Source organism: Deltaproteobacteria bacterium, from assembly GCA_009692615.1.
Lineage (GTDB): Bacteria > Desulfobacterota > Binatia > UBA9968 > UBA9968 > DP-20.
In genome coordinates this window covers 20,138-38,338 of record SHYW01000043.1, presented here as the reverse complement: position 1 = coordinate 38,338, position 18,201 = coordinate 20,138, and the positions used below count along the sequence as shown (strand labels likewise).

Here is an 18,201-nt window from a genome sequence, read left to right as displayed (position 1 = left end):
ACGCACACACTTGGCCTATATCGAACCAACTCCAACAAGGTGGGGTTCCGCTATGGCCAGGTTTCTAACTTACGACCTCAACCCAACGCACTACCCTGACATAATCGCGTTGCTGTTAACATGACATATTGACGTTGCCACGACACGTGTGGTTGTGCGATAGCGCGCGCGATTTGGACCATTTCGTTGTGAATGCTGCCGTTCGATGCCAACGTTTCCGTCCCCCAAATTGAAAATGGCCTGCCGGGAAAATCGCTGAGCCTGCCGCCGGCTTCGGCGACGATCAATGCGCCGGCGGCGGTATCCCAAGGTTTGAGTTTCAGTTCCCAAAATCCGTCGAGCCGTCCACAGGCGACGTAGCAAAGATCGAGCGCCGCGGAGCCAGCGCGGCGGATGCCTTGGCTGCGCGTCATGAATGCTTTGAAATAGTTCAGATAAAAATCGGCGTGCTCGCGCTGATCGTAGGGGAAGCCGGTGGCGAGCAGGGATTTGTCTAATTCATTCACAGTCGACACTCGAATCGCTTTGCCGTTGAGTGTCGCGCCTTGTTGTCGAACCGCGCTGAAGCGCTCGCGCCGGATCGGATCGTCGACGACGCCGAGGATTATTTCTCCGGCGCGCTCCAACGCAATCGAAACGCAAAATTGCGGATAGCCGTGAGCGAAGTTGGTGGTACCGTCGAGGGGATCGACGATCCAGCGGAACTCATCCTGCGAGCCTGCGAAGTTGGTTGCTTCTTCGGCGAGGATCGAATGATTGGGAAAGTTGCGCTGGATGATCTCGACGATTTTCCGTTCGCAGTCGCGGTCCACTGATGTAACCAGATCGATGGCGCCTTTGTAGCCGATGGTTTTCGGTCGATCCCAACCGGCGCGAATAATTTCACCGGCGGCATCAGCGGCTTCCCGCGCAACGCCGAGCAATTCACTCATTTCATCTTTCATCAGCGTTGGCTCTAAAGTTCTTCAGGCTTTTGTGCACAGCAGGGCTAGGAGATTGCACCGCCGAGACGCTGAGAGCTCAGAGTGTAGGGGCCGACCTGCGTGTCGGCCCTCCGGACGGGTGGACACATAGGTCCACCCTTACCGAACTCCGTCTCTGTGGTGAATATTTCTTCGGGAAACTCTGAATAACCTATAAATTAAATCACGGCTATGTTACCTAATGGCGCGTGAAGATTCGAGCACCGGCGAAGATTAACTTGAGCTTGCGCGTCGTCGGCCGGCGCGCCGATGGTTATCATTTGCTCGACACGATTATGCTGCCGGTATCGCTCTATGACGACATCGACATCCGCAAAGTTCGGGCTTTCGCTAAAAATAAAAAGCTCGCGCCGCCATTGATCAAAGTTATTTGCAATCATCCATTGGTGCCGAACGATGAAAATAATCTCGTCTACCGCGCGGCGCGTTTATTGTTAGACAAGGCCAAATGCACGCAACCGATAGAGATTCGTATTCGCAAGCGGATTCCGGTCGGCGCCGGCTTGGGCGGCGGCAGTACCGACGCGGCGGCGACGCTGGTCGGGTTGAACCGATTGTTAAAATTAGGATTCACCGACACGCAACTCGAAAGGCTCGGCCTCAAGCTCGGCGCCGATGTGCCGTTTTTTATTCGCGGCCGGCCGGCGCGGGCGCGCGGCATCGGCGAACGCTTGCAGCAGTTCGGCCCGCTGCGCCGGTTTTGCCTGGTGATCCTTTATCCAGGATTTCCCGTGGCGACCGGCTGGGTGTACGGAAAACTGCCGGCAAAGTTGACAAAACCTAGCGTAAATACTAGCATTGCGTCCTTACTGACGGGAGTAAGCGATCTCGCGGATTTACTCGTTAACGATCTTGAACGGGTGAGCCTCAGCAGATATAAAAAAATTGGCTCACTGAAGCGAGCTTTGCTGCGCGCGGGGGCGGCCGGAAGTTTGATGTCCGGCAGCGGCTCGTCAGTATTCGGTATATTCGAATCGAAACGAAAGGCCGAGGAGGCTTTTCATCGGTTGCGGCAAGAGGAGGAGTTCCAAGCGTTTCTGGTGCATGTGCTAAGTTAGGATCAATCGAGAAAGCCTAGCCTAACCGCGAAAAACGACATCTGACTGCTACTGGGGGTCCCTATGCAGGTTACAGAGGTTCGGGTCTTTCCTGTCGATGAAGAAAAACTTAAGGCTTATGTCACGATCACGATCGATCACTGCTTCGTGATCCGTGACTTGAAGATCATACATAGTGCTACCGGCTTTTTTGTCTCGATGCCGAGCAAGAAGCGCAAGGACGGAACGTATAAGGACATCGCTCATCCGATCAACAATGAAACGCGCCGCATGATCGAAGAGAAAGTCATCGCTGAGTATCACAAGGTTCTTGCCGACGGCGGCAGCACCGGCGCGGTGGACGATGAGTGAGCGGGAACTCCGCATAGCCGAGTGAACTTCCGCGACGAAGTTCGGGGATGGGCGGTCGCCAAGTGGTAAGGCCCCGGCCTTTGGAGCCGGTATTCGAAGGTTCGAATCCTTCCCGCCCAGCCAATTCATCGCGGGTTTAGCTGGTTCTGAATTTTCTCCAGGTTTTTGTCGGCGCCGTTCACCGAGGAACGGCGCTGGTTGTTTTCGGCGAGGTTTAATTAACTCAAGTTTGCGGTTGGTCAACATGGCACAGAATACGGCTCGAATAAAAATTTTTGCTGGCAACTCGAATCCGCCTTTGGCCGCGGAGATTAGTCAATATCTCGAAGTGCCGCTGGGCAAAGCCACCGTGGACACTTTTAGCGACGGTGAAATCAAGGTCGAGATCAACGAGAACGTGCGTGGCGCCGACGTGTTCGTTTTGCAGTCGACTTCGGCGCCGGGCAACAACAACTTGATGGAACTATTGCTCATGCTCGACGCCTTCAAGCGCGCTTCGGCGATGCGCATCACCGCGGTCATGCCGTACTACGGCTACGCGCGCCAGGACCGCAAAGTCGTGCCGCGGGTGCCGATCAGCGCCAAGCTGGTGGCCGATCTGATCACCACCGCCGGCGCGTCGCGGATGCTGACGATGGATCTGCATTCCGGGCAGATTCAGGGCTTCTTCGATATCCCGGTGGATAATGTTTATGCGACGCCGGTGTTGCTCGAACATTTGCGCAAGCAGTTGGACCACAAAGAAGTAACGATCGTTTCGCCCGATGCCGGCGGCGTCGAGCGGGCCCGCGCCATCGCCAGACGTTTGGATGCCTCGCTGGCGATCATCGATAAGCGGCGAGTGGGGCCCAACGAGGTCGCCGAGATGAACATCATCGGTGAGGTTCATGACCAGGTGGCGATTCTCATCGACGACATGGTCGATACCGCGGGGACGCTGACCATGGCGGCGGCGGCGCTGAAAAAAGAAGGGGCGAAAAGAATTATCGGTTGTTGCACCCACGCGGTGCTTTCCGGTCCGGCGATCAAACGCATCGAAGGTTCGGCGTTGGAGGAACTGATCGTGACCAACACCATCCCCCTCAGCCCACAAGCGCAAGGTTGCCGTAAGATTAAAACTCTCTCGGTGGCGCATCTCATCGGCGAAGCGATTCGCCGCACTCATGAAGAAGAATCGATCAGTTCGCTTTTCGTATAGCAGGAGGTAGATTCCTTGGAAACTTTAGAAATACAAGCCGATGCCCGTGACATAAAGCGCAAGCGCGACGCCAAACGGTTACTCCGCAGCGGCAAAATCCCCGGCATCCTTTACGGACCGAAGACCGCAACGGTTTCGTTAGAATTGGACAAACGTGAATTCACCAGCCGGGTCGCCGGTCTGGAAGGTTCCCATCTGGTCCGTCTGAAATCTTCGGCCAGCAATTTGGCGGGAAAGGTCGCGCTGGTCAAAAGCATGCAATATCATCCGATCAGCGGCGACGTGATCCACGCCGATCTCTATGAAGTGGACTTGACCGCGACGATTCAGGTTCACGTGCCTTTGCATTTTACCGGCAAAGCGGTGGGCGTGATCCGCGGCGGTATTCTTCAGCCCATCGTGCGCGAACTCGAAGTCGAATGTTTGCCCTTGGATATTCCGGAATTTTTCAACGTCGATGTCAGCGGGCTCGATATCGGCGATTCCATCCACATCGAACAGTTGGCGATGCCTTCGGGCGTCACGGCGCTGGCCGAGCCGCATCTGGCTTTGGTCGCGGTGGTGACGCCGACGGTTGAAGAGGCGCCGACTCCCGCCGTGGTGGCGGAAGCCGTGGCTGCACCAGTGGCACCGGAAGCGAAGAAGGAAGGCGCAGCGTAGACGGTTCATGATTCCGGTTCGGCTGGGATGGCTCGGTGAAGTTAATCGTCGGTCTCGGCAATCCGGGGGAGAAGTACCAGCACACGCGGCATAATCTCGGCTTCTTTGTTGTCGACCGGCTGGCGCAGCAGAATCAGATCGTAATCAGCCGCCAACATTGCGACGCCCTGATCGGCGAGTGGAGCGTTAACGGCGAGCAAGTGGTTCTTGCCAAGCCGCAGACCTTCATGAATCGGAGCGGCACCGCGGTGAAGGGCGTGTTGGAAAAATATCACGGCACCAGCGAAGATCTTTGGGTCGTCTACGATGATTTGGATTTACCCTTCGGCCGGATAAGGATTCGCACCCATGGCAGCGCCGGCGGTCATCGCGGCATTGCGTCGATTTTAGAAAATTTGGCGGGAGCGCCCTTTGGCCGCATTCGAGTCGGCATTGGCCGGCCGCCGATGGGTATGGACGCCGCGCCCTTTGTTTTGGATTCGTTTAGCATCGAGGAGAAAAACCGGCTCGGCGCCATCCTCGACCGCACCGCAGCTGCCGTTGGCTGCCTGCTGCAGGACGGAGCGCAGCGCGCCATGGAGCACTATAACCGGGCCGATGGCTAGCCCGCTTACGTTGTAAACAGCGGGTGGCTATGTTAGAAAAAACGTCTTGCTAGGGAGGGTACGAATACTGTGATTCTATATGAAACCCTTTTTGTGGTTCATCCCGAAAAAGGGCCGCGCAACAAAGAGTTCATCGAGCGTTTCAAGAAGGTCATCGAAGGCCAGGAAGGCACCGTGACTGCCGTCGATGAGTGGGGCGCTCGCGACCTCGCTTATCGCATCGAAAAGCAAGGTCGCGGCTTCTACACCTTGATACGTTACCAGGCCACCGGCAAAGCGGTGGATGAACTAGAACGTAATATCCGGCTCACTGACGGGATTCTGCGCTATCTGACCGTGCGCGCCGACGAAACCACGCCCACCGTGAGTCCTTCGACGCCGCGTTATGTCGAAGATCCACGGCGCAATGAAGATCCGCGGCGTCACACCGAAGAGGCGGCCGTAGCGAAGCCCGCCGAACCGCCTGCGGAATAGCAATTTTTACATGCCGCTAGTCATTGATTCGACTGCTGCATATTCGTCGGTGGATGGCAGTGACGGTTTAATTTGGAGAAAGAGGTAGTTTAATCTATGGCACAATACGAACGGAGCGCGCGCCCGAGCCGCGAGCGATCGGATGAAGACAGGGGTGGACAGCGCCGCCGGCCGATGTTTCGGCGTAAGGTGTGCCGGTTTTGCGCCGATAAAACGCTCAAGATCGACTATAAAGATTTGCGCATGCTGACGCAGTTCGTCACCGAACGGGGCAAGATGACGCCGAGCCGCATCACCGGCAATTGCACCGGCCATCAACGTCTGCTGACCACCGCCATCAAGCGGGCACGTAGCGTGGCGTTACTGCCGTTTACCACCGCCAATACCTAAGCTTTTTCTTGGATCTATGTGATGGGGCGGCTCGAAGTCATCAGTAAGTTTCTTTTGGCTTTGGCCGCCAGCGTTTTCATCTTCATGAGCGCGATTGGCGTGCCGCCGCTGGGCGTGATTCTCCTGCCCTTTGTCGTCCAGCCCGTGCTGATGTTCGGTTTCAAGTTCGGCGCCGCCGGCGGCATGGCGCTCTTGGGAGTCGCCATCGTCGCGTTGATCATTTTAGCCGGCGAGGAGCTGGCCTTGATCTATGGCATCTTTGCCGTCATGGCGGCGATGCTGTTGAGCTTGTTGGGTTGGCTGCGCGTGATCGACCATTTAGTTGCCGGCGTGGCGGGTGTGATGCTGGCGTTGACCGCAGCCATCTCATGGTTTTTTTTCGGTTCGTGGTCGGCGATGTTCAACGACTTTCGCCAAGGCATGACCCAGAAAATGGCAGCCGCCGTGCGCATGCAGGAAAAAATGGGCTTTCCGCAGGACGGCATTGCGCTGCTCAAAGAGAGAGCGCCGCAGATCATCGACATGCTCTTGCAGGTGCTGCCGGCTTTGTTGCTGCTCAGTTTCGCGTTCATCGCGCTGGTCAATATTCTCTATCTTGGCCGGCGCTATCCCGAACAGCGCGCGAGCTGGTTTACCTTGACGAACCTGCGCGAGTGGAAGGGCCCAGAGCCGCTGGTGTGGGGTTTGATAGCTTGCGGTTTCACGCTTTTCGTTCCGGCGCCGGGCGCGGCGAGAGTGGTGGCGGCGAATCTGTTGCTGGTGATTAGCGCGTACTATTTCGCCCAGGGGCTGGCGGTGATCGGGTTTTTTTTTCACAAGAACAAAGTGCCGCGCTTTTTACGCGGCTTGACCTATGTGCTGATCGTGTTTCAACAAATTTTTACGCTGCTGGTGGTGGGGCTGGGTCTGTTCGATCTGTGGGGCGATTTTCGCCGTTTGAGCAAAGACAACCTCACGCCCAACGAAGCAGCTTAGTGGAGGAACCATGGAAGTTATTTTGAAAGAAGACGTCGTCAATCTCGGCAAGATCGGCGAGATCGTCCGTGTGCGCGACGGCTACGCGCGCAACTTTTTATTGCCGCGCGGCTTGGTGCTCGAAGCCAACAAGAAGAACTTAAAAACCCTCGATCACCACAAGAAAATCGTCGGCGACCAAAAGCAGAAAGTTCTGCGTCAAGCCCAAGCGGTGGGCGACCAGTTGAACGGCGTGGCGCTGGTGATCCCGATGAAGGTCGGCGAAGAAGGCAAGTTGTTCGGCTCGGTGACCAACATTCAGATCGAAAAGGCGCTCAAGGCCAAGGGTCTCACCGTCGACCGGCGTAAGATTCATCTCGCCGAAACCATCAAAGTCGCCGGCGACTACGACGTGCCGGTGCGCCTGTCCGCTGACCTGACGGTGACTCTCAAGGTCTCGGTGGTTTCCGACCGCCAATAGCGGTTTACCGATCGGCTTTTTAAATTTTCATTCAAAGGGACGAGACGCTTGGCGTTTCGTCCCTTTTTTTTGTGCCGCCGTGCGCTTGCGTTCAGAGGGCCGGTCGCGACCGGCCCCAACGAATGTCAAATTATTTATTCTGTAGTTCGCGGTAAATCCCCCTCCTCTTTCCTCCCCCGCAAGCGGGGGAGGATGAAGGTGGGGGCGCGCGCTTGCTGCATTGCGGCGCGGTGGTGGTGCTGCTACGGTCTGGCTCTCGCGATGACTGATTCGAATTTCTATCTGCCGAGCCGGCGCGATGTTGAGCGCGGCCGCTGGCTCATTCTTGCCGCGGCGTTTCTTTGGAGCCTTGCCGGTGTCTTCATAAAATTTCTCGATCTCCATCCGTTGACCATCGTCTTTTATCGTAGCCTGTTCGCGTCGTTGGTCTTTTTGCCCTTTGTGCGGCCGAGTCAGCTGCGCCTTTCGCCGGCGATATTCGTTTCAGTCGTGACCTACACGGCGGCGATCAGCGCGTTTGTCGCGGCCAACAAGCTCACCACGGCGGCCAATGCGATAGTCTTGCAGTACACGGCGCCGGTGTTCGTCTTTCTTTTTTCTCGGCTGGTGTTGGGCGAGAAAATTTCTCGCTTAAACGGCCTGGCTCTCGGCGTCGCGATGGTCGGTGTGGCGATTATTTCATTCGACAGCGCCGGCGCGCCGGAGATGAGGGGCGTCTTGCTCGCGCTCTTGAGCGGCGTGTTGTTCGCCGCTTACATGATCAATCTCGGCCGCACGAAAAATGTCAGCCCGATTTATTTAACTTGGATCAACAATATGGTTTGCGCGCTGTTGCTGCTGTTGGTGGTTCGCTCGCGGCTCGCGTTGACTTGGCAGCAAGCGGCGATACTCGCGATCATGGGCGCCGTGCAGCTCGGCATGCCCTATTTTCTTTTTTCCAAGGGGCTGCAAACGGTTTCGTTGCAGGAGGCGTCGCTGATCGCGCTGATCGAGCCGGTGCTCAATCCGCTGTGGGTGGCGTTGACCGTCGGTGAAATTCCGTCCCGCGCGACTTTAACCGGCGGCGCGCTGATTCTGCTCGGCTTGGGTGGGCGCTATCTTTGGCCGATCATGCATCGGCGAGAAGATGCGGTAAATTGACCTACCAACTCCGCCCTAAACCCCCGTGTTACTGGGATGGCGAATTTTTTCCGCCTCTTCTTTGGACAGTTTCTTAATGTCTGTGCGCAGCTCATAGTTGATGTGCTGGATCGCTTCCGACGGTCCGGAGCGGTTGCCCATCAAGACCATCGGTCCGCTGCCGCTATTTTCCAGCTGATAGAACGAACCTCCGGTGATGGTCGCCGCCATGCCCGGCGTCATGAGCGCCTTGCCGCCGTCGGGGAAATGCATGGTGCACTCGCCGTCGATGACGTAGAAAGTTTGATCGGCGTTGTGACAGTGCATGTCGTCGGCATCGCCGGTTTTTGGATAGACATGGACCCAAGCGTGAAAACGGTTGGTGTTGAAGATCACTTGGCGTTTGCCTTCGCCCGCCTTCTTGACCATATCGATGATTTCAATTGGCATAGTTCCTCCTGGCTTTGCCGTTGAACCTACAATTCCAGCGCCGTGCTGTCAAATTGCCGGTTCACATTCAAATCCTTTTTGTGATAGTTTTCGGCGAAATCATTCCTACTCTCGGGAGGGCTTATGTCGATGAACTGGGGAATGGCCAATCGTTTGGCGCGAATTATAAAAGCGGATGGACGGGCCGTGATGCTCGCCGTCGACCACGGCTACTTTCTCGGACCGACCAGCGGTTTGGAAGAGCCGCGCAAAACCATCGAACCACTGATGCCCCACGCCGACTCGATCATGCTGACGCGCGGCGTACTCAGAACTTCGGTGGACGCCAAGGCGGACAAGCCGATTGTCCTGCGGGTCTCCGGCGGCACGAGCATTCTCAAAGAATTGTCCAACGAAGAGATTACTGTTTCGATGGAAGAGTGCATTCGCTTGAACGTCTCAGCGATCGCGCTGTCGATCTTCGTCGGCTCGGAGTTCGAGAAAGAGACTTTGGTCAGTCTCGCCAAGCTGGTCGACGAAGGCGAGAAATACGGCATCCCGGTGCTCGCCGTCACTGCCGTCGGCAAAGACATGGCGCGTGACGTGCGCTATTTAGGATTGTCCTGCCGCATCGCCGCGGAAATGGGCGCGCATATCGTCAAGACTTATTATTGCGACAACTTCGAAGAGTTGATCGGCAGCTGTCCGATCCCCGTCATCGTCGCCGGCGGCAAGAAGACGCCGGAGTTGGAAGCGCTCGAATTGGCGCATAATGCGGTTACCTACGGCGCCGTCGGCGTCGACATGGGCCGGAATATTTTTCAGTCCGATTCTCCTGTAGGGATGATCAAAGCGGTGCGCGCGATCGTGCATGACAATGTATCGGTTAAAGAAGCATTCAAGATTTACGGGAGTGAGAAAAGCTCCAAGGCACGTAAAGCGAGCTGAAAAAATAAGGCTACTGCAACTTATTCCGCGGACAATGAGCATGCGCGTCGCTATGTACTACAACAACCGTGATGTGCGGTTGGAAGAATTGCCAGTGCCGAAAATCGGCGCTGGTGAGATCTTAATTCGAACTCGTGCGAGCGGAATCTGCGGCAGCGATCTCATGGAGTGGTACCGAGTCAGGAAAGCACCTCTTGTCCTCGGCCATGAGATCACCGCGGAAGTCGTCGAAGTTGGCGCGGGTGTTGAAGGATTCAAAGTCGGCGATCGGATCTTTTCGACGCATCATGTGTCTTGCGGCACCTGCCGCTACTGTACAGCAGGGCATCAATCCGTCTGTGATTTACTGCGCGCGACTCACTTCGAGCCTGGTGGCTTCGCCGAATATATTCGCGTGCCGAAGATCAACGTCGAACTCGGCACGCTGCCCATTCCCGATTCGATGACGTTTGACGAGGGTTCGTTCATCGAGCCGCTGGCTTGCGTCGTGCGGGCGCAGCGTTTTGCCAAGCTTGCTGCGGGGCAGACGGTTTTGGTCATCGGTAGCGGGATTTCCGGTTTGCTACACATTCAACTCGCTCGCTCGCGCGGCGCGGCGCGCGTCATCGCCACCGATATCAGTGAGTATCGTTTGAACGCGGCGAAACGGTTCGGCGCCGATGCCGCTATTCACGGCGCTGAAGACGTGCCAGCGCGGCTCAAAGAGTTGAACGACGGCCGCTTGGCGGATCTGGTGATCGTTTGCACGGGCGCCATGGCGGCGATTCAGCAGGCGGTTAAGTCGGTCGACCGCGGCGGTACGCTATTGTTTTTCGCGCCGACGACGGCCGGCGTCGATGTGCCGATCCCGCTGTTCGATTTCTGGCGCGACGAGATTAACGTGGTCACTTCCTACGCCGGCAGCGGCGACGATTTGAAAGAAGCGCTGGAGTTGATTCGCGGACGCAAGGTGCGCGTTGCCGACATGGTGACGCATCGCTTGCCGTTGGCGGAAACCGGCGTCGGTTTTCAGCTGACGGCGAGTGGGCTGGATTCGATCAAGGTGATTATCGATCCGTTGCTTTAGCGCGTATTGAGTCTAGCGTCTGGAATTATCGGACGCCCCGCGCTACGCCCTTACGGGCTACTCGGGGAATCGGAAAATCCAATCCGATTCCCCGAGTAGCGGCCGTCATCGGCCGCGCATCGAGGGGTCCCCCCGTCCTACCGCACCGCCAAGAGGGCGCGATGAATCGCGCCCCTACATAGCTCCGTTCGGTCATCCACCCGAAACCCAACACTCGAACCCCAAAAATCTATTTCCCGATCCCCAACTCTTTCCTTGCTCGATCCAAGAAACTGTAATCGACGACATCTGAGACTGAAACCGGTTTGCTGACTTTGGCGCTCTCGCGGGCGAGGTCGATCAATACTTGCACGGATTCCGGTTTGACGTAGGCGTCTTTGGTCAGCACTCGGCCAACTTGGCGCGACATCTCGGCGGCCATCTTGCGGTCGCTGACTTTCCATTGCTTCATCAGGACATTGGTCACTGCTTCGCTGTTGTTTTTATCCCAGATGAATTGCAGGCCGCGCAGCGTGGCACGCACCATGCGGTAGACTTCGTCCGGGTTTTCACGAATGCGTTTATCCGAAGTGCCGAAGCCGTTTTGGGGAAACTCGACGACATCGCCGAGAAACAGCAACTCGTTGTAACCTTTTTCGACAGCGATGATATTTTCCGGTACGGACAACAACGACGCTTCGACCACGCCGGATTCTAAAACTGCGTAGCGGCTGGCGGCGCTGCCGGACATTTGCAAAACCGAGACGTCTTTGCCAGGTTCCAAACCGATTTGTTTGAGCGCTTGGTTCGCCAGCAGCGTCGCCGAGCCGCCAGGCGAGCTGCCGGCGATTTTTTTGCCTTTGAGTTGTTTTACGTCTTTGATGTTTTTCTGGCTTACCAAGAACAGCAACGGCTTGGACACGGTGAAGAGCAGGACCTTCATCGGCCGGCCTTGCACCGCGGCGCCGATGGTGCCGGTGACAGCGCCGTTGAAATCGACGTCGCCGTTCAGTACCGCCGTGCTGGCGAGATTGGCCGGCATAAAAATGATTTCCAGATCGATGCCTTCGTCTTTGAAGAAGCCGCGATGGAGCGCGGTGTAGAGAGCGAGGAACGAGACGTTGGTCGACGAGCTGGCCAGGCGGATTTTTTTTAACGCTTGGGCGTGCGCGGCGGCTGCGAGTAGAAATTGTGCCACGAGCAGAATTACGATGAACATTCTCAATCGGGACTTTGGTCTGTTTTTCATTCAGGTCTCCGTCAGTCGTCGCTCCCGCGAAAGCGGGAGCCCAGGTAAGGAATAAACCTGGATTCCCGCGTACGCGGGAATGACGGAATAAGAAAAAGGTAATGCGTCGATAAGTTTCAGCTCAATCTAACTGGCTCCACTCTTTGAATTCCTCGATCCCCAATTTTTCCAGCGTGTCCATGAACGGCCGGCCGGTGTGTTCGTGGCGGCCGGAGATTTTGTAATATTCATAAACCAAGCCGGGCAACCATTTCGCAATTGTGAAGCCTTGGTATTTGCCGTCGGGGATCGGTTCCAAAAAGCGCGGGCCGACATCTTGCCAGTCATGTTCGGCGATCCAGCCGCGCTGAGTGCCGAAGACGCTTTGTAAAATAATCGCGCGGTGGCCGGCGTCGATGAGTTCATCCAGGCTTACATCCCATCCTGTGGTGGCGTTCAGCGCGTCGAGCATGCTCTGCACGCCGTCACGCGGCTTGTCGTTCAAGGCGAACCAGCAGCCGCCCATGATGCCGCAGGCTTGGCGGACTTTTTCGGTGATCAGATGCGAACTCGTCCAGCCGTCGGGCTGATTAGGATCGAGCGGTCCCCACTTTTCACGATACTTCAAATCGTCGGGAGGTTCCTTGCCACCGGCGCCTTGCGGCTTCATGCCGCCGCTGGCGACCAGCTCGCGCAGCATTTGGCTCAGCATCGGACGCCACTCATGTTGCGCCGGCGTGCCACCTTTGGTGTGCACTACCCAATTCTTCGCTTCGCCGCCTAACTCTTCGGCCAATTCTTTCGGCCCGTCGGCGAGAATGTTGCCGAGCCACGTCTCGCGCCGGGCGCAGCGTTCGAGCAACGTCTCGACCGCTTCCATGTTGCCCCATTCCAACTTCAAGCCGTCGGTTTTGTCGGGGCCGAGCACGCCTTTCTCCCAGGCTTCGAAGGCGAGGCCAGCGCCGCAGGCGAAGTGGCTGCACTCGATGCCAAGGTCGTTGATGCGCTCGGAGAGGTAAAGCACATCGTTGCCCTTGAAGCCGAGATTATAAAAAGTGTCCATCCATTCGCTGCCGGCGTTGAAGTGGCCGATCTTGCCTTTGAAGCGGCCCTCGCCGATTTCAACGTCCCACGGGCACATGCGGGGACATTGGAAGCAGGGACGAAGAGTGACGCGGTTCTGATCGAGCCCTTTGGCTTCGTCGGTGATGATCGTGCTGCGCCAATTCAATTTCGTGATCGCGCCCCAATCTTCGCCGTGGCCGACGCTGGTCAAACGTTTTTTCACCGTCGTTTTGCGCGAGGCGATCGCTTTGGCCCAGCGCGCGCCGGCGTCGATCAGTTTATTTTTGTCGTGCAAGCGCGGCCGCTTGGTGCCCCAGGCGACCAAGGCTTTGAGTTTTTTCGAGCCCATCACCGCACCCAAGCCATGGGCCGCGGTGTGATTGTAATCGTTGACCAACATGGCGGCTCGGACAAGATTTTCCCCGGCGGGACCGATGCAGCCGACACGCGCATCTTGATGGCCGGACTCTTTGCGCAGCGTGTCTTCGGTCTCGCGAATACCTTTGCCCCAGACATGGCTCGCGTCGCGCAGTTCGACTTTGTCTTCGCCGATGTAAAGATATTTTGGCGTTCGCGCCGCGCCGGTGACGATGATGCCGTCGTAGCCGGCGTTTTTTAGCGAAGTGCCGAAGTAGCCGCTGGTGGCGCCGCGGCCGAGAGTATATTTCGTCGCCGGGCTTAAATAGACGAAGCACATCTTGGTGCCGCCAGGTGTGAAACCAGTGCCGGTGATCGGGCCGGTCATGCCGACGATAATATTTTTCGCATCGTAGGGATCGATGTCGAGCGGCAGTTCGTTGAGTAAGACATACTCGGCGAAAAGTTGCCCGCCCCAATACTTGCGCAGCTGCGGTTCTTCGGGAAGATTTATGTCGGTGAGTTTTCCCGTCGTCATGTCGACGCGCAGGATTTTTCCCATGTAGCCGCCGGGGAGGCGGGTTGTGCGTGTGGTTGGGAAGAAGTTTGTGTAGTCGGAGTTGGCCATTACGGTTCCTTGATAAATGGTTGCTCGGATGTCGGAGCCCCTCGCTACGATCCTGCGGGTCTACTCGGGGAATCGGATTGCAGTCCGGTCTGATTCAAAGACCGATTTCCCGAGTAGCGCGCAGCGCGTAGCGAGGGATTCTTGATTAATCAGCCGCCGCCCAGAGAACTCGATCGGCGGGCAGATCGATATCCAATCTCTCCCAACTATCACCGCGGTCGCGGCTGATCATTAGATCGCCGGCGCCACCGGCGCCCGACGCGTGGCCGCGGGCGACGTTGCCGAAGCCGGCTAAGACTGAATTATGATCGGTCGGGTGATGCACCAGCGCCCAAACCATCGAGTCGAGTTCTTCGGCGAGGCCATTGGCGATGCGCGACCAAGATTTTGCGCCATCGGTGCTATTGAAGATCGCCGCGCGTGCGCCGCGGTTTTCTCTGCGCCAAAAATCTGGCGAAGCGTCGGCGGTGGCGATCAGCATGGTCGCCTTCTCGCCTTCGCGCTGCGGATTCAAAAAAAGAAAATCGTGAAAGTAGTCGCGCGTCATACCGTCTTCGGCGCGAGTCCAGCCGTCTTCCGGTTTTTCGCTGGTGAAGAAGCCGCGCGCGCTCGCCACGTAGTAAAGGTCGTTGCGTTTAGGAAAGTTGGCGATGACATGGATGTCGAGATAGTCGATGCCTTTGCTGACATCCTCCCAGGTGGCGCCGCGGTCGAAGCTGCGCACGATGCCGCCGTGTTCGAGGCAGAGATAGATGATGTTCGAGTCGTCGGGATGAATATGAATATTGCGCACATGGCCATGGTGCGGCGCTTGCGGGTACCACCAGTTTTTGCGCACCGACTGCGGCAACTTTTTCAACGCGGCGACTTCCTGCCAGCTGTCGCCGCCATCCTCGCTGCGAAATAGCCCGACCGGTTCGATGCCGGTGTAGACAATTTTGTCATCGGTGGAATCGACGGTGACCGAGCGGATATCGCCATCGAAGACTTTCGCCCAGCTCTTGCCGCCGTCGATGGTTCGATAAAGTCCGTCATGGGTGACGCCGACGAAAACTATTTCCGGCGACCGCCTGCAGCCGTGGATCGAGTCGATGATGCCGTTTTCGAAGTGGCGCGAGACTTCTTGCCATCCGGAACTCGTCGACTTCCAAGTGATCAACCCATGTTGGGTGCCGGCGTAGAGTCTAACGCCTTCGCTCATACAACCTCCGATGAGAATCTGATTGATCCTTCGACATGCGCTTGGTGTTCAACAGGCCGATCGGAACCCCTCGATACAGCCCTTCGGGCTTACTCGGGGAAACGGATTGGCATTCCGATTTCCCGAGTAGACCCGTAGGGTCGTATCGAGGGATTCTGCTAACGCCATGCTCAAACGCCTACGGAAACAACTCGCTCCGCCCCGTCGACGGTTGACGATCCCAGCGCGCTTCCAAACTGCGAAAATAATTCCAGGCTCGGCCGGCGCGTCGCTCCAAGGCGATCTCGGCAGCGAACTCTTTGCACTCTTCAGCGCTGATGGTGCCGACTTCGCCGAGGGTGGCGGCTTGCAAAGTTTTTTTCGTGTCGTCTTCCAAGACTAGCGCGCTGTAAAGCACTTCTTGGAGATTTTGCCCGACGACGACGATGCCGTGGCCGCGCAAGAGCGCGGCGCGTTTGTCGCCGATGACCTTCATTAATGCGTCGCCGCGTTGCGGATTGGTGATCAACTGCGCTTCGGGATAGAGCGGCACGCCGTCGGCGAAGATCGCTCCTTGCAGCGTGACGGGTTGAAATTTTCTTTTAGCGATGGCGAACAGCGTCGCGTGGGGTGTATGCAAGTGCGCCACCGCCAGAGCATCGGCGCGGGCGCCGTGCAGCGCGGTGTGAATCGGCCATTCCACCGGCGGCCCTTCTTTGCCGGCGAGCGGTTTGCCGCTCAAGTCGCAGGGCACTATCTCTTCCGGCGTGAGGCTGCCCTTGTCCGAGCCCATGCCCGGCGTGATGAAAACCGTCTTGGTCTCCGGCTGGTACACGCTCACGTGGCCGAACAGGCCGATCATGCTTTGCATGGCAAAAATGCGCGTGCACAGCGCCAACTGTTCGCGTAGATCTTGTTCCGAGGTCATTTGCTAATTCTCCTTTGCGCGGCTTCCAGTTCTTTTTTGACTTCTTCGACGAGTTGCAAGTTCAACAAACGCTCGGCGGGAATATCCTCTTTGATGCCGAGGGGAATCTTGATGTCGTATTCGAGGAAATTTTTCACCCCTTCGGCGCTCGGTAGTCCGGGCACGCCTTGGGGTAGGGCGCGGACGTAGTTCTTCACACCTTCGACGACCATGGCGCGGGTGGCTTTGCCCAACTGAAGTTTTTTGATGCCGAGGTCGACAGCTTCTTCAGGTCGATCGCGGACGAACATCAAGCCGCGGATCGCGCCCTTGAGCCAGCGTTTGACCTGCGCCGGATTGTCACGCAGCTTTTTTTCCGCGGTGACAAAACCTTGAAACGGCATAGGAAATAGATCACCGAGAAAGCCGAGCGAAACGAGACCTTCTTTCTGCGCGAAAACCAACCCACCGGGATCGACAGTGGTGGCATGGGCATTGCCGCTTTTGATCGTGAGAATTCTCGTCGCGGTATCGGCGCCGACGGCGATGCGGACGATGTCGCGGCTGCTCACTCCGCCGCGTTCGGCGAACATGGTGATCATCCGGTCCTGCGTATCGCCGGCGCTGCCGATGGCGACTCTTTTGCTTTTCAAGTCGGCGGTGGATTTTATGCTCGGATCGGCGACCAAGTAAAAAGTAACCTTCTCCGATTGAAAATAGAAACCCTTGAGCGGTGCGCCTTTGAGCGCGGCGCGCATGCCGCTGCCGCCGGCGCCGCTGTAGTCAACGTCGCCGCTGAGCAACGCGGCGATGGACAGCGGGCCGGAGATGACCACGGTTTCATTATCGAGCCCTTCGTCTTTGAAGAAGCCGCGCGCGTCGGCGACGTAGATCGAGAGATAGTTTAAGTTAGCCTGCGGGATCGCCGTGCGGATTTTTTCGGCGTGGGCGACGCTTGTCGCGAGCGCGAAGAGCATGAAAACTGCAATCGTGGTATGGAATATTTTCATTCGCAGCGCATTAATTCCGACCTCCTCTCCCTTGATGGGAGAGGATTGAGGTGAGGGTGCCGGAGGGCGTATGCAATACGCCCCTACAAAATACCCCTCATCCTAACCTTCTCCCGCAAGGGGAGAAGGAACTAAGAAAGAGCAGCTCACTGACGATTGCTCCGCAATTTTCGGGTCACGAGAAATACCGGTAGATAAGCCGCTTTGGATGCGTGACCGCGAGCCAGAGCGCGCGCATCTTGCCGGCGATGCCGCAGCGCGGCGTGAATAGATCTTTCAACATCAGGCCGAGCGGGATCTTGTGCTTGGGAAATCTGCCCGCGGCGATGTCGCGCAGGCCATAGTTTTCTTTGCCTTCTTTCAAGACATAGACGACGCTGCCGCCGCCGGCTTCTTTTTCGCCGTAGGTGTAGCCGCCCACCGTTTCGGCTTGCTGCTTCGCTTTTGCCGATATCTCTTCGGTCAGGCCAAAGTCGAGAGCATCGACCGGACAGGCCTGGACGCAGAAGGGCTGCTTGTCTTCGCTGATGCGGTCGCTGCACATGGTGCATTTGCTCGCTTTGCCGGTGATTTCATTCTTGGTGATGACTTCCCAGGGGCAGGCGTGAATGCAGTACTCGCAGCCGATGCAGACATCTTTGTTGATGACCACCGGACCTTCTTCATATTTGGTGATCGCTTCCACCGGACACACGGCGGCGCAGGCGGCGAAGTCGCAGTGCATGCAACTGTTTCTCGCCCACAGCGGCGACAACCCTTCGAGCACCGGCGGCTCCATGGTGATCCAATTGGTGCTGGACAATTCATACAAGCTAGTGCGGTCGTGATCGTTCCAGTCTTTGCACGCCTGCACGCAGTGGCGGCAGCCGATGCACTTGGTCGCGTCGAATAAAATGCTGCGCGGCTTGCCGTCGAGCAGCCGGCCTGTGGGCACCAGGTTGCCGTATTCTTGAATGAGAGTGTCGGTCGGTTTGTTGGCCATGCGGGTCCTTTCGGCTTACTTGTGCGCTAACAGCGTGGATGTACCACTTACCTTTTGCCGCCGTCAACTGAATGGCGGTAAAAGGCTCTTGTTTTTTATCGTCGGTAGCGACTAGCGTGGCTTCGACTTTGAATTCGAATAAATAAGGA

The 18,201-nt window shown here is 57.1% G+C and carries 20 protein-coding genes and 1 tRNA gene; 13 read left to right on the top strand and 8 right to left on the bottom strand.

Translation table 11 applies throughout. The features are described 5' to 3' along the window. Positions 1–77 precede the first annotated feature (77 nt). Positions 78–932: an inositol monophosphatase gene (locus EXR70_12295; protein ID MSP39262.1), complete on the bottom strand. Its 855-nt coding sequence runs from the start codon at positions 930–932 to the stop codon at positions 78–80. 239 nt (positions 933–1,171) lie between these two features. Between EXR70_12295 and ispE the strand changes: the two genes are divergently transcribed. From ispE to EXR70_12240, 11 genes are all read left to right on the top strand, one after another. Further along, complete coding sequence (gene ispE, locus EXR70_12290; GenBank protein ID MSP39261.1) at positions 1,172–2,041, top strand: 4-(cytidine 5'-diphospho)-2-C-methyl-D-erythritol kinase; 870 nt, start codon at positions 1,172–1,174, stop codon at positions 2,039–2,041. A 63-nt stretch (positions 2,042–2,104) separates the two neighbouring features. After that, entirely contained in the window at positions 2,105–2,392 is a 288-nt protein-coding gene (gene spoVG / locus EXR70_12285) for a septation regulator SpoVG (GenBank protein MSP39260.1), read from the top strand. A 48-nt stretch (positions 2,393–2,440) separates the two neighbouring features. Further along, positions 2,441–2,515 (top strand) — tRNA-Gln (locus EXR70_12280). 121 nt (positions 2,516–2,636) lie between these two features. Further along, positions 2,637–3,590, top strand: coding sequence for a ribose-phosphate pyrophosphokinase (locus tag EXR70_12275; protein ID MSP39259.1), 954 nt, complete (start codon positions 2,637–2,639; stop codon positions 3,588–3,590). 15 nt (positions 3,591–3,605) lie between these two features. Further along, positions 3,606–4,250 (top strand): 50S ribosomal protein L25, encoded by a 645-nt coding sequence (locus tag EXR70_12270; GenBank protein MSP39258.1) that lies wholly within the window; start codon positions 3,606–3,608, stop codon positions 4,248–4,250. Between the two features lie 35 nt (positions 4,251–4,285). Continuing rightward, the gene (locus EXR70_12265; protein ID MSP39257.1) at positions 4,286–4,855 is read left to right on the top strand and encodes an aminoacyl-tRNA hydrolase; all 570 of its coding nucleotides are present in this window, start codon (positions 4,286–4,288) and stop codon (positions 4,853–4,855) included. A gap of 69 nt (positions 4,856–4,924) precedes the next feature. Beyond that, positions 4,925–5,329, top strand: a complete 405-nt coding sequence (rpsF, locus tag EXR70_12260; GenBank protein ID MSP39256.1) for a 30S ribosomal protein S6 — start codon at positions 4,925–4,927, stop codon at positions 5,327–5,329. 96 nt (positions 5,330–5,425) lie between these two features. Beyond that, positions 5,426–5,719: a 30S ribosomal protein S18 gene (gene rpsR / locus EXR70_12255; GenBank protein MSP39255.1), complete on the top strand. Its 294-nt coding sequence runs from the start codon at positions 5,426–5,428 to the stop codon at positions 5,717–5,719. A gap of 21 nt (positions 5,720–5,740) precedes the next feature. Beyond that, positions 5,741–6,694 carry a DUF2232 domain-containing protein gene (locus EXR70_12250; GenBank protein MSP39254.1) on the top strand — a complete coding sequence of 318 codons (954 nt, stop codon included), beginning with the start codon at positions 5,741–5,743 and terminating at the stop codon, positions 6,692–6,694. Positions 6,695–6,704: 10 nt separating this feature from the next. Further along, positions 6,705–7,154: a 50S ribosomal protein L9 gene (locus EXR70_12245; protein ID MSP39253.1), complete on the top strand. Its 450-nt coding sequence runs from the start codon at positions 6,705–6,707 to the stop codon at positions 7,152–7,154. A 192-nt stretch (positions 7,155–7,346) separates the two neighbouring features. Continuing rightward, complete coding sequence (locus tag EXR70_12240; protein MSP39252.1) at positions 7,347–8,294, top strand: EamA/RhaT family transporter; 948 nt, start codon at positions 7,347–7,349, stop codon at positions 8,292–8,294. A gap of 15 nt (positions 8,295–8,309) precedes the next feature. Here the strand turns inward: EXR70_12240 and EXR70_12235 are convergent, their stop codons facing one another. Continuing rightward, positions 8,310–8,723 (bottom strand): cupin domain-containing protein, encoded by a 414-nt coding sequence (locus EXR70_12235; protein MSP39251.1) that lies wholly within the window; start codon positions 8,721–8,723, stop codon positions 8,310–8,312. 129 nt (positions 8,724–8,852) lie between these two features. Between EXR70_12235 and EXR70_12230 the strand changes: the two genes are divergently transcribed. Further along, positions 8,853–9,650 (top strand): 3-hydroxy-5-phosphonooxypentane-2,4-dione thiolase, encoded by a 798-nt coding sequence (locus EXR70_12230; protein ID MSP39250.1) that lies wholly within the window; start codon positions 8,853–8,855, stop codon positions 9,648–9,650. A gap of 40 nt (positions 9,651–9,690) precedes the next feature. Beyond that, positions 9,691–10,716 carry an alcohol dehydrogenase gene (locus tag EXR70_12225; GenBank protein MSP39249.1) on the top strand — a complete coding sequence of 342 codons (1,026 nt, stop codon included), beginning with the start codon at positions 9,691–9,693 and terminating at the stop codon, positions 10,714–10,716. A 229-nt stretch (positions 10,717–10,945) separates the two neighbouring features. On the opposite strand, the gene EXR70_12220 is transcribed toward EXR70_12225, so the two are convergent. From EXR70_12220 to EXR70_12195, 6 genes are all read right to left on the bottom strand, one after another. Further along, complete coding sequence (locus EXR70_12220; GenBank protein MSP39248.1) at positions 10,946–11,944, bottom strand: ABC transporter substrate-binding protein; 999 nt, start codon at positions 11,942–11,944, stop codon at positions 10,946–10,948. A gap of 121 nt (positions 11,945–12,065) precedes the next feature. Further along, the gene (locus EXR70_12215; protein ID MSP39247.1) at positions 12,066–13,973 is read right to left on the bottom strand and encodes a hypothetical protein; all 1,908 of its coding nucleotides are present in this window, start codon (positions 13,971–13,973) and stop codon (positions 12,066–12,068) included. 145 nt (positions 13,974–14,118) lie between these two features. After that, positions 14,119–15,174: a hypothetical protein gene (locus EXR70_12210; protein ID MSP39246.1), complete on the bottom strand. Its 1,056-nt coding sequence runs from the start codon at positions 15,172–15,174 to the stop codon at positions 14,119–14,121. Positions 15,175–15,352: 178 nt separating this feature from the next. Further along, entirely contained in the window at positions 15,353–16,081 is a 729-nt protein-coding gene (locus tag EXR70_12205; protein ID MSP39245.1) for a class II aldolase/adducin family protein, read from the bottom strand. After that, on the bottom strand, positions 16,078–17,070 hold the full coding sequence (locus EXR70_12200; GenBank protein MSP39244.1) for an ABC transporter substrate-binding protein: 993 nt from the start codon (positions 17,068–17,070) through the stop codon (positions 16,078–16,080). Before EXR70_12200 ends, EXR70_12205 begins: the two co-directional genes overlap by 4 nt. Before the next feature lie 175 nt (positions 17,071–17,245). After that, the gene (locus EXR70_12195) at positions 17,246–18,052 is read right to left on the bottom strand and encodes a 4Fe-4S dicluster domain-containing protein (GenBank protein MSP39243.1); all 807 of its coding nucleotides are present in this window, start codon (positions 18,050–18,052) and stop codon (positions 17,246–17,248) included. Positions 18,053–18,201 lie beyond the last annotated feature (149 nt).